The sequence below is a fragment of the Candidatus Aenigmatarchaeota archaeon genome (assembly GCA_016932615.1).
Taxonomy (GTDB): Archaea; Aenigmatarchaeota; Aenigmatarchaeia; order QMZS01; family QMZS01; genus JAFGCN01.
This window is the reverse complement of the sequence record JAFGCN010000019.1, coordinates 1-10,134: the sequence shown is the minus strand read 5'-3', so window position 1 is coordinate 10,134 and position 10,134 is coordinate 1. Positions and strand designations below refer to the sequence as shown.

8 protein-coding genes and 1 rRNA gene are annotated in these 10,134 nt (G+C 47.3%); 5 read left to right on the top strand and 4 right to left on the bottom strand.

Annotation, left to right across the window (positions count from 1 at the left end):
* The first annotated feature begins 83 nt into the window (after window positions 1-83).
* From JW727_05065 to JW727_05045, 5 genes are read left to right on the top strand one after another with little or no spacing between them, the layout of a single operon-like run.
* On the top strand, window positions 84-524 hold the full coding sequence (locus JW727_05065) for an NUDIX domain-containing protein (protein MBN2095393.1): 441 nt from the start codon (window positions 84-86) through the stop codon (window positions 522-524).
* Window positions 525-549: 25 nt separating this feature from the next.
* Complete coding sequence (ffh, locus tag JW727_05060) at window positions 550-1,863, top strand: signal recognition particle protein (GenBank protein MBN2095392.1); 1,314 nt, start codon at window positions 550-552, stop codon at window positions 1,861-1,863.
* 31 nt (window positions 1,864-1,894) lie between these two features.
* Window positions 1,895-2,083: a hypothetical protein gene (locus tag JW727_05055; protein ID MBN2095391.1), complete on the top strand. Its 189-nt coding sequence runs from the start codon at window positions 1,895-1,897 to the stop codon at window positions 2,081-2,083.
* A gap of 2 nt (window positions 2,084-2,085) precedes the next feature.
* Window positions 2,086-2,304 (top strand): hypothetical protein, encoded by a 219-nt coding sequence (locus JW727_05050; GenBank protein MBN2095390.1) that lies wholly within the window; start codon window positions 2,086-2,088, stop codon window positions 2,302-2,304.
* 31 nt (window positions 2,305-2,335) lie between these two features.
* Window positions 2,336-3,001 (top strand): hypothetical protein, encoded by a 666-nt coding sequence (locus JW727_05045; protein MBN2095389.1) that lies wholly within the window; start codon window positions 2,336-2,338, stop codon window positions 2,999-3,001.
* 61 nt (window positions 3,002-3,062) lie between these two features.
* Here JW727_05045 and JW727_05040 read toward each other — a convergent pair whose 3' ends face one another.
* The 4 genes from JW727_05040 to JW727_05025 form a co-directional block, all read right to left on the bottom strand.
* Window positions 3,063-3,677 carry an N-acetyltransferase gene (locus tag JW727_05040; protein MBN2095388.1) on the bottom strand — a complete coding sequence of 205 codons (615 nt, stop codon included), beginning with the start codon at window positions 3,675-3,677 and terminating at the stop codon, window positions 3,063-3,065.
* A 731-nt stretch (window positions 3,678-4,408) separates the two neighbouring features.
* A 23S ribosomal RNA gene (locus tag JW727_05035) occupies window positions 4,409-7,182 on the bottom strand.
* Window positions 7,183-7,407: 225 nt separating this feature from the next.
* Window positions 7,408-8,133, bottom strand: coding sequence for a DUF92 domain-containing protein (locus tag JW727_05030; GenBank protein MBN2095387.1), 726 nt, complete (start codon window positions 8,131-8,133; stop codon window positions 7,408-7,410).
* 7 nt (window positions 8,134-8,140) lie between these two features.
* On the bottom strand, window positions 8,141-9,868 hold the full coding sequence (locus JW727_05025; protein ID MBN2095386.1) for a hypothetical protein: 1,728 nt from the start codon (window positions 9,866-9,868) through the stop codon (window positions 8,141-8,143).
* Between the last annotated feature and the right edge of the window lie 266 nt (window positions 9,869-10,134).

The window sequence follows — 10,134 nt, the reverse complement described above, 5'->3', positions numbered from 1 at the left end:
AATATGGGATTTTATATATATTATTTTAAGGAGTAATACTTAGTATTACTCTTTGTTTATATAGCCCTCGTTGCAATCAAATTATGGATTTAAGCAAGCTTGATAAGGGGGTATTTCTGGTCAACGTGCAGGGAATAGTGTATAACCCGGTTTCCAGGAAGATACTTATCGGCAGGAGGGCAAAAGACCCATACATTGAGAAGCTCACCTGGACGTTTCCCGGCGGCAGGGCCGGCTACGGACCAGACCTCGAGGATTCCCTGAGGGAGCAGATAAGGAAGAAAACAGGGCTTGATGTGGTTGTGCGGGAAGTGATTTTTGCCAAGACTTACCCGGAGGAGCGAAAGATTCTTTCGATTTACTACCTTTGCGAGCCGGTGGAGGCGGCAGGGCCTGTTCTTGGCGGGCTTAAAGTGGGAGAGGGATTTACTGAACTTAGGTGGGTAAAGCCGACGGAAGTGGCCCAGTATTTTACGACCTCGCTTCACAGGACTCTTTTTGACTACCTTGAAACCCTGTGCTAAGGGTTCATAAAATTTAGGTATGGTTATGGCAGAAGGGCTTTCAGACCGGCTTCGGGGCATAATGGGGAAAATTTCCTCCATGGTTGCCCTTTCAGACTCGGAAGTCGAGGAAATAATCAAGGAACTCCAGAGAGCGCTCCTTCAGGCGGACGTTGACGTGGATATTGTTTTCGAGCTGTCTGAGGCGATAAGGCAGAAGTCCAAAAAGAAGCCGGAGGCGGGCGTTTCCAAGAGGGAATATGTCACAAAGCTTATCTATGACGAGCTTGTTTCCATCCTTGGCGAGGGGTCCGGCGCAAAGAAAGGGCCTGACTTATTGCTTGAGCCCCACCGGCTTATGCTTCTTGGGCTTTTCGGCTCCGGAAAGACCACAACAACCGGAAAGCTTGCCTACTTTTACAAGTCAAGGGGGCTGAAAGTTGTGGTTGTGGGCTGCGACTTTTCAAGGCCCGCGGCATACGAGCAGCTGGCTCAGGTGGCCGAAAGGGTAAATGTGCCGATAATAAACGGCAAAAAACCCGAGGTGGCCAAAAAAGAGCTTGAAAAATACAAGGATCACGTTGTAATTATTGACAGCGCAGGGAGAGACGCCCTGGACGGAGAGATGATTGACGAAATCAAGAAGCTTGACAAAGTATTCGCGCCACAGGAGAAGTTTCTTGTAATCCCTGCGGAGCTTGGGCAGGAGTCGAAAAGGCAGGCAGAGGAGTTCAAGAAGAATTTGAAGGTGACTGGAGTGATTGTAACCAGAATGGACTCGACTGCAAAGGGCGGAGCGACACTAGCCGCCTGTAAGGTGGTCGGGGCGAAGGTAAAGTTTTTGGCGGTCGGGGAGAAGCCAACAGACATCGAAACTTATGTGCCTGAAAGGTTTGTTTCCCGGCTCCTTGGCTTTGGAGACCTCCAGACGCTTCTTGAAAAGTTCAAGGGCCAGGAGGCGCAGGCAGAAAAGCTCGAGAAGGGCGAAGTCGACCTGAACCTCTTTTACGACCAGATTAACGCGATGCAAAAGCAGGGCTCCATCAAGAAGCTGATGGACATGATTCCCGGAATGGGCGGAATGAAGCTCCCGGGTGAGGTTTTCGACGTCGGTGAAGTCAAGATGAAGAAATGGAAGTACGCAATCGAGTCGATGACGCCTAAAGAGCGGGAAAACCCGGAAATCATCAAGAGTTCACGCGTCGAAAGAATCTCAAAGGGCTCAGGCGTCTCAGTCCAGGACATTAATGAGCTCCTGAGCAACTTTCGGAAGATGAAAAAGATGATGAAGCAATTAACTCCCGGCAAGATGAAGAGTTTTAGAGGAATGGGGGACCTGGGGAAGCTGTTTGGAAGGTAAAATGGGCATTATATAGCCCGCAACTATAATTATGGAAGAAATGGATTCTTCCCGGTTTTTCAGGGTTTACGACAATATACCAATAACCGCCCGAAAGGAGCTTGTTTTGATTGTGGACGATAAGCCGGTAAGCTGGGACATAGCCTATATTGAGATTGAGGCAAAAACTCCGCTTGGAGCCAAGATATTTAAGAAATTGGTAGAATTAGATTTTATATGATTATGGAAGAAAAACCTTCAGAGGACATAAAGAAACTGGTTGTTGCGAGACTACAAAGGATGCCTCCAAATTACAAGCTCGCAATAGGCGGCGGGAAGATTTACACAAGAGAGGATATAATAGCCTGCGTAAACAAGGATACGGTTTTTGGAAAGAGAATTGTTAAAATGCAACTGGATTATCTTAGATCTTTTAAGAGGAAGGTCGAGGCTCATGAGTAAGACGGTATTTATAACTCAGCCAGACCATGATATGGTAACAAGTTACCTTTTTGAATACAGCAAAGCATATGTTAAGTTTGCCGAAAGCCGTAATTTTAAGGTTATAGCATTTGGTGAGGACAAGTGCAACAGGGAAGCTGTCGAAAGCTTAATTATTAAGCAAAATCCGGACTTTGCGGTTTTCAACGGGCACGGCTTGGAGGAGGCAATTTGCGGCAAAAAGTCTGACTCAGAAAGTTCTGCGCCCTCTATTGAGATTGAGGATGGGCAAAAGGATGAGATAATAGTTGACTTGGACAACAAAAATATCCTTGGCTCTAAAATCACTTACTCAGTTGCCTGCGCTTCGGCAAAGAAGTTGGGCTTAGAAGTTGCTGAAATAAGCCCCAAAACAGCATTTGTCGGTTACGATGAGGATTTTATCTTCCTGATGGACACGGCTCACATGTGCCGCCCCGGTACTGATCCAATAGCTAAGGCATTTCTTGAGCCATCAAACCAGGTTGTCCTCTCGATTCTTAAGGGTGATACGGCAGAAGAAGCATATATGAAGTCCCAAGGATGCTTTCAGGCATGGATTGATTACTTCCAAAGCGAAAAGGCAGCACTTCACGACTCTATAAGCATTTCCTGGCTTCTTCTGGCAAATAAGAAATGCCAGAGGATTCACGGGAACAAAAAGGCAAGCCTGGCCTAGTTGTTCTTAATCCCACCATAACCCTTTTCACTACAACGCAAACATTTAAGACCCCCCTAGATTAGTCCAAATGAATCCGAGTGTCTGTAACGTGCTTTTCCCTGAACGGAAAGCTTTTTTCAAATTCCTCTAAATCTTTAGCTTCGACCTCGAAAACCGAATCTGCAAAAAAACGCCCTTCAATTCCTTTCAGGCTTCCTTCAACAAGCTCAAGCGCCATGAAGGCGTCAAAGTTTTTGCCGTCAGGCGTCGTGATGTGATAACTTTCGGCATTTTTGAAGCCAAAGCGGGAATAGTACTCGGGGCTCCCAAATAGGATTACTCCCCTGAAGCCAAGAGTTTTGGCTTTTGAAAGAGACTGCCGGATAAGTTTTGAGCCGATTCCTTTTTTCTGCATTTCAGGCGCGACGCAAAAAGGCCCAAGGCAGAGTACTTCGTGCTCGCTTTTGTCTTCGCCGATTACTTTTGCCTTTGAGTAGACGATGTTTCCGATGATTTTGCCGTTTAGGACAGCGACAAAGTCAAGCCCCCTTACAAAAGTAGGGGATTTTCTTAGGTTGTGGAGGACAAGATGCTCGTCGCATCCGGGCTTATACACGTCCCAAAAGGCGTCCCGGGTAAGCTCTTCAGTTTCCCTGAAATCTTTTGGGTTTTCAAGGCGAATTTGTATATTCAGACCACCATGTAAAAAGGAATAGTGTAGATGCAATATTCTTTGATTCAGTATCTTCCCTTTAGTATAGTAAGCTTCTACTTCTTTGTGTGTTACTCTGTCCTCGATAAGACGATGTACCACTTTTCCTCTATATGCTTCAAAATCTTTTAGTTCTTTTAGCAAACGACCTCTTTCTTTTTCGTTAATAAGACCCCAACGGACGAGTTCAATCAGGGCTTGCTTGAAGTCATTTGTGACAGAAGAAGTGACTTGGATTGTGGTTAGTACCTTCCAGGGTATGGCTCTTTCTTGTTCTGAGGGATTCAAACTAGCTATAGCCTTCAATTCTTGTTTGGAAATTCTGTTGTGCTTAGATTTTTTCGTCTCAAAAGTCTGAAGAAACTCTTTCAGCTTAGCATCATCTTTTTTTGAAAATATGTTGTGGTAGTATATTGCAAATTGCATATTTCTTTCAATCCAATTGGCTAAGATTAAAAATGCCTCTAGTACATGTCCTTCTGATTTTAACTTTTCCATATCCTGCCAACCTAATTTGAGGTCTGACTGTTTCATATAATAAAGTACTTTTGAGTTTTTAGCTCCCGCTATTCCCTTCAAAACCATTTAAGAAATTTAAATGGGGTTTGGCCTGAGTTCCGAACCTCATTCCGAATGGAATGGGGCCCCGTTCTGCAAGCAGAACGAAGGAACCCAGGCCCTTTGAAAGAACCTTCAGGTGTAATGACTTGAGCATCTATTTGCCGCCTAGGATTTAGTGAAGGAGGACTGAATACCTCGCCGAAGCTTGGTACTTACATCCCCTTTCTATCAAACTCGTCTTCTACGAGCTCCTAAGTTGTTCTTTTTTTCAGCTTGGCTTCGTGCTTAGATGCTTTCAGCTCTTATCCAATATGGCGTAGCTACCCGGCGGTGCAATCACAACCGGTACACCAGTGGCCACGGAAGCTTGTTCCTTTCGTACTATAGCCTCCTTACTGTCAGAACATAACACTCCTAGCAGATATAGACCGAACTGGCTCACGCCGTTCTTAACTCAGCTAGCGTCCCTCTTTAAGCAGTAAACCCCTGCACCCTTGGGCGCTTATGCACGCCCAGGAGGAGAGGAGCCAACAACGACGTAGCAACGCGTCCCGTCGATATGGACTCTTGGGGACCACGGCTCCATTATCCCTGGGGTAGCTTTTCTGACGTTACAGGCTACCACTAAAGTAAAGCTGCATATCGCTAACCCATGCTTTCGCACTTGGATACGTTGCTTCTCAGTATCCAATCAAGCCAGCTTTTGCGTTTACACTCTTCCCGAGACTTCTGACCTCGGTGAGCTGACCTTTGGGCACCCCTGATGAATTGTTAGGGGTGTGGCGCCCCACCCAAACTACCCACCAACTGGTGTCCCCCCGGAGGGGTCAGCAGTGAGTTTCGAGCAGGATAGTGTTACACTTTCGCCTTACGGCTCCTATCTACTCTATGCAGCTAAAAACTCACCACAACAGCAGGCTGTAGTAAAGCTCCACAGGGACTAGTCTTCCCACTAGGAGATCCTGGCCTATTCACCAGGCAGAGAGTTCGCTGGGTTCCTGTCTGGGACAGTAAGAACCACGTTGGACCTTCATGCAGGCCGACGATTAATCGGCAAGGGATTACGCTACCTTAAGACGGTCAGAGTTACCGCCGCCGTTTACGGGGGCTTGGCCCGGTTTGGCCGGGTTTAACACACCCGCACTGGGCAGGTTTCACCGACTATACGCACCATTTCTGGCTAGCAGTCGGATATGTTTTTATTAAACAGTCGGGTTCTTCTTGTCACTGAGACCTGCTTTTCCGAAATGGAAAACAGGCATAGCTTATACCTAAGATACGCTACTAAATTGCCGAGTTCCCTAGACAGGATTATCCCATCACACCTTCGCCTACTCAGCGTGGGTACCAGTGTCGGTTCTGGGTACAGTCATCAAGACACTCTTATTCTGTTTTCAATGGATCCAGAACTTGGCCAAACCTCCAAAGGGAGGCCCGTCACACTTTCACCCTCTTCTCCTCATTACGAGACTCGAAGGGCTTATATGCTTGGCTCGCGCTGACCTATCCCGAATCTGCAGATAAGATAATTCTTGACGGTACTGGATTATTAACCAGTTTATCTTCCGAGACGTAAGTTACCGGTCAAGTTAGAATACTGACTTACCCCTACCTGATCGTCATTGGTAGGGAACCCTTACCCACTTGTGGCGATGGTGATTCTCACACCACTTTGTTGCTACTTTCGGTAAGATTCTCATTCAAGCAAGGTCCACGCTTCCTTAAAGAAACGCTTCTGCCCTCGCAAGACGCCCCCCTACCTCTCTCAAGCGAACTTGAGAGACCGGCATATCGGTGGATAACTTAACCCCGTCCATCTTGGGTGCCACTACCCTAGGAAGGTGAGCTGTTACGCACTCTTTAAAGGGTGGTTGCTTCTAGGCCTACCTACCTTCTGTTTTAGGATAGAGACACTTTCGAAAGTACTTAGTTATCACTTTGGGACCTTAATGCCAGTTAGGGTTGTTTCCCTCAGGGTCACCGAGCTTTCCCCGGCAAACCTCACTCCCAATGCATACTGATCGACGCTTCTGAGTTTGGCCGAAAGGCGAAGAATTTCTTCCCCTACCTCTCGATCAGTAACTATACACATCGAACTTAAGCATTGAGGCTGAACTACGGCTCATTTTGGGGGGAACCAGCTATCACCCAATACGATTGGCATTTCACCCCTAACCCCGGATCATCCAAACGAGTAGCACCTCAGTACTGGTTCGGTCCTCCATGCAGCTTTCGCTACACTTCAACCTGTCCCGGGTTAGATCATTAGGTTTCGGGTGGTAGACCGCTGACTAAACGCACTTTCGCACTCGCTTTCGCTGTGGCTTCCTCTCATAAAAAAGAGTTAACCTTGCCAACGATCTACACTCCTTACCCCATTTTTCAAAACGGATAACAATACTGCTTAGTTTCAGGTTCTTTTCACACCCTGTTACGGGTTCTTTTCAGCTTTCCCTCACGGTACTATTTCACTATCGGTCTTGATACATATTTAGAGTTGGAAGTTAGTGACTCCCATCTTCTTGCCGGAAAACCAACCGGCCTTACTCAGGAACATCTCCACTCATCCTCGAACGGTTCTCCTACGGGCCTGTCACCCTCTATGGTGCAACTTTTCCAGAAGCTTCGGATCCCGCCTTTGGATGTAAGAGTGTCCATACCCCACATCTACCCTGCCTTGCGGCAGGGTATTCGGTTTGCTCTCTTTCCCTTTGGGTCGCCCCTACTCAGGAAATCACTGTTGTTTTCTTTTCCCGCGGGTACTAAGATGTTTCAATTCTCCGCGTTCCCGCCCCCCAAAGGGGGCAATTCGGAAATCCCCGGTTCAAAGGCCGCATGCGCCTCGCCGGGGCTTATCGCAGCTTGCCACGTCCTTCTTCAGATATCAAGCCAAGCCATTCACTAAGCAGCGTAGCAACAAATAGATAATACTCCTCATTACACCTGTTTAGATCATTGAACATCCCTGTTCTTTCAAAGATACTCTACCATTGGTAGAGAACCCCATTTAATATAGAAGGTGTTAAATTAATAAATTAGGACTCCCGGCCATTCAGTATAGCCGGATTTGGCATTTGGAGGGCTTTTTGAAGTTTCGTTTCTCAAATGGCGGCAAAAGGAACCCTTCTACACAAATGAACAGAATTTGGTCTTAAAACAGGATGAGCCAGGCAATAAGCCCCAAAAAGCCGGAAATCGTGGTTGCTATGAGGTTTGTGGTATCATTTGTAACAGAGCCCCTTAGTTCGTACTGCGCGCCCACAAGGGAGTCGATATTGCAGCCGATAAAGCCGATAATAGAGGCGGTTATGAAGAATTTCAGGGCTGTGGCTTCCGGCTGCACCCATAGTGACGGCAAAGCCGTCAAAACAGCGCCAGTTGCCGCGGAAAGAAGCCCAAGGACGGATACGGCTCCATCCATTCCAGTCTTTACCTCTTGCCAGGTTGTAATAAGCCGGGGCTTTGAGCGGCTAAGCTGCCCGATTTCGGAAGCAAGAGTGTCTGAGCAGGCGCAGGCGGCGCTGCAGAGAAATGCAAGGTAGAATGCGGGCTGGTTGTCCACAAGGTACATTACCGAGAAGGCAAGGGCGATTCCGAGGTTGCTGAGTATGTTTTTTATGCCCCGCCCCGTCGTGTGGTTTACGGCTTTCCAGACGTTTTTGTGCCTGGTTGCCATGCTGGTTGCAATATAGAGGAGAAGCAGGGAAGCAAACCAGTAGAGTGGAAAAAGCCCTATGAAGTATACGCCAAGGATGCTTGCGACAATGGACGCCCAGATATCAGTAACCTTCTTAAAATAGCCAAACCAGACTATTCCGAGGCACAATGCGAGAACCAGGGTTTTTGCGAGCGTGAGTTCAAATACGGGAAGCGCCATTATAAATCTAGACCATAAAAATTAGAAATAGGATAAGTGTGGAAATGGAAAGCCCTCCGGGAAGGAACCTCTGCATTGGGCACTTGACTGGCTCTATGTACTCCAGTGGGACTATTTTGGCTGTGGCCGGGGACTTGTTTACCAGGTTATTAAGCTTTGACAGCTTTTCGGCATAGGTGTAATAGGTTACGGCGGCAACTTCGTTGGAGCCCTTAAGCGTCTCTGCATACTCGAAGTAACTTTGCCCCAGTATCGAGCTTGTCTGGTTTATGGATATGAGGGCACGCTTTCTGTGAAGCTCGATTAGGGAGGTGTAATCCGTTTTTCCGGCAAGCTCTGAAGCAAGTTCGGCGTTTGCCCTGGCTTTGAGCGCAAGGACGATTGCTGTTGTGTAATTGCCTTTCTTCTGGCTCTCCCGTGCCCTTTCTATCAGCATATCTGCTTCGGTCGAAAAGCTGTTGACTGTAAGGAGACTTGAGTATGTCAGGAGGGCGTAAGCGTCAGATATGGTTTCGGTTGCAATGGAGCTTAAGTTTTCCGAAGAAGTTGCAACATAAACAGGGAACTCCTCTGAATGCTGGTTCCAGAGCTCTGCCGTGTAGAGCCGTTCTTCAGCATAAGCGCCGTAGTAAATGCTTTGGCTATACTCCCCGGAGTAATACTCCTTCCAGCCGCTGTCAAGGTTTTCCTCAGCTTCGGAGTATCTCTCCTCAATTATTGCGAAAAGCTCGATGTTGTTCGTGTCGATGGTAAAATCCGCCGGCTTGAGGGAGCTGAGATAGTCTCTGGCGTACTCCTTTTTGTCAGGGCTTGAAAGGAACTCAGCCATCCTTATTCCGTGCCGGTACGAAATCGAGTTCGAAAATGCAATCGAGGCGGCAGAGTAGTAGTTCTTTTTTTTGAATTCGTCTTCTGCTTCCTCTGGACTTTTGCTACATAGCTCAAGGAGCTCTTCACGAAGGTTGTAGTCTATCTTTGACTTTTTGGCTTTGGTGAGGCATTCTTCCCTGAGCTCTTTGGAATGGTTTATCAGCTCCACTCCAAAGCCATCCATTACCTTCTGGTAGCCCTCAGTTTTCCTGAATTTTATGTTGACATCCTTTATCTTGTAGTTTGTAAAATATGAAAATGCCTGGTTGATATTGCCTACTTCCTTTACGCTCAGGTTCAGGTTTTCCTTTGCGTATAGCCCCAGGTCGAGAGGGTCTTCTTTTGCAGTTGTGATTATGCTCTGGCCTTCCGGCACCAGAAAAAGGTATCCCTTTTCGCTTGACGCTTGGGCTTTTTCGAGTATGCCAGAAACAGGGCCTATAGAGCCGTCGGGGTTTATGGTCCCCGTAATAAGCACGTGGTTGTTTATCTCAAGGTCAAGAAGGGATGCAAGCGTTGCAACCGTTGTTGCGGCTCCGCCCGAAGGCCCGCCGACGATCTCGGCGTCAGACCTGATGGTATAGAAGAAATCGTATTTTGAGCAGTCGATAAAGAGCGTTTCGCAGGCAACTTCCTTAGATATTCTTGCCGATGCCTGGGTGTCAATCTTTGCAAGGGGCCATGTATCGACGTACACATGGCCCGAGCCATCCCGCACGTTTACCGTGAGAGTTGCCATGACGCCTTCTTCACCATAATCGCTTTCGACTACTGCCGGGAGGAAGATTGTGGTTTCCTTCAGGGCAAGAGCAGGGCAAGACAGAAGAATAAGGACAAACAGGGCGGATATTTTTGATGTGGGCATAAAGATAGGAGGTGATTTTAATAATCTCTCCTTTTGAAATTAGAAAATTCAAAAAATGAAAGAGGTGGCGTTCCGGAGTTGTTTCCGGGACGCGAGAGCCACATACTCGCCTAAAGCCACCGCAAGTTTATTTTGCCTTTCCGGCAAGGTTTGTAAGCAGTAAGGCGCTAAGCCAGTGCCGCCGGATTATTTTTTCTTCTTTACAGGCTTCTTAGCTGTTTTTGCTGCGGGCTTCTTTGCTGCAGTTTTCTTCTTTACAGGCATTT

What these genes read in the sequence shown, in the direction of transcription:
- JW727_05025 (MBN2095386.1), bottom strand. Translation starts at nt 9,868, where the DNA reads ATGCCCACATCAAAAATATCCGCCCTGTTTGTCCTTATTCTTCTGTCT.
- ffh (MBN2095392.1), top strand. Translation starts at nt 550, where the DNA reads ATGGCAGAAGGGCTTTCAGACCGGCTTCGGGGCATAATGGGGAAAATT.
- JW727_05030 (MBN2095387.1), bottom strand. Translation starts at nt 8,133, where the DNA reads ATGGCGCTTCCCGTATTTGAACTCACGCTCGCAAAAACCCTGGTTCTC.
- JW727_05055 (MBN2095391.1), top strand. Translation starts at nt 1,895, where the DNA reads ATGGAAGAAATGGATTCTTCCCGGTTTTTCAGGGTTTACGACAATATA.
- JW727_05045 (MBN2095389.1), top strand. Translation starts at nt 2,336, where the DNA reads ATGGTAACAAGTTACCTTTTTGAATACAGCAAAGCATATGTTAAGTTT.
- JW727_05065 (MBN2095393.1), top strand. Translation starts at nt 84, where the DNA reads ATGGATTTAAGCAAGCTTGATAAGGGGGTATTTCTGGTCAACGTGCAG.
- JW727_05050 (MBN2095390.1), top strand. Translation starts at nt 2,086, where the DNA reads ATGGAAGAAAAACCTTCAGAGGACATAAAGAAACTGGTTGTTGCGAGA.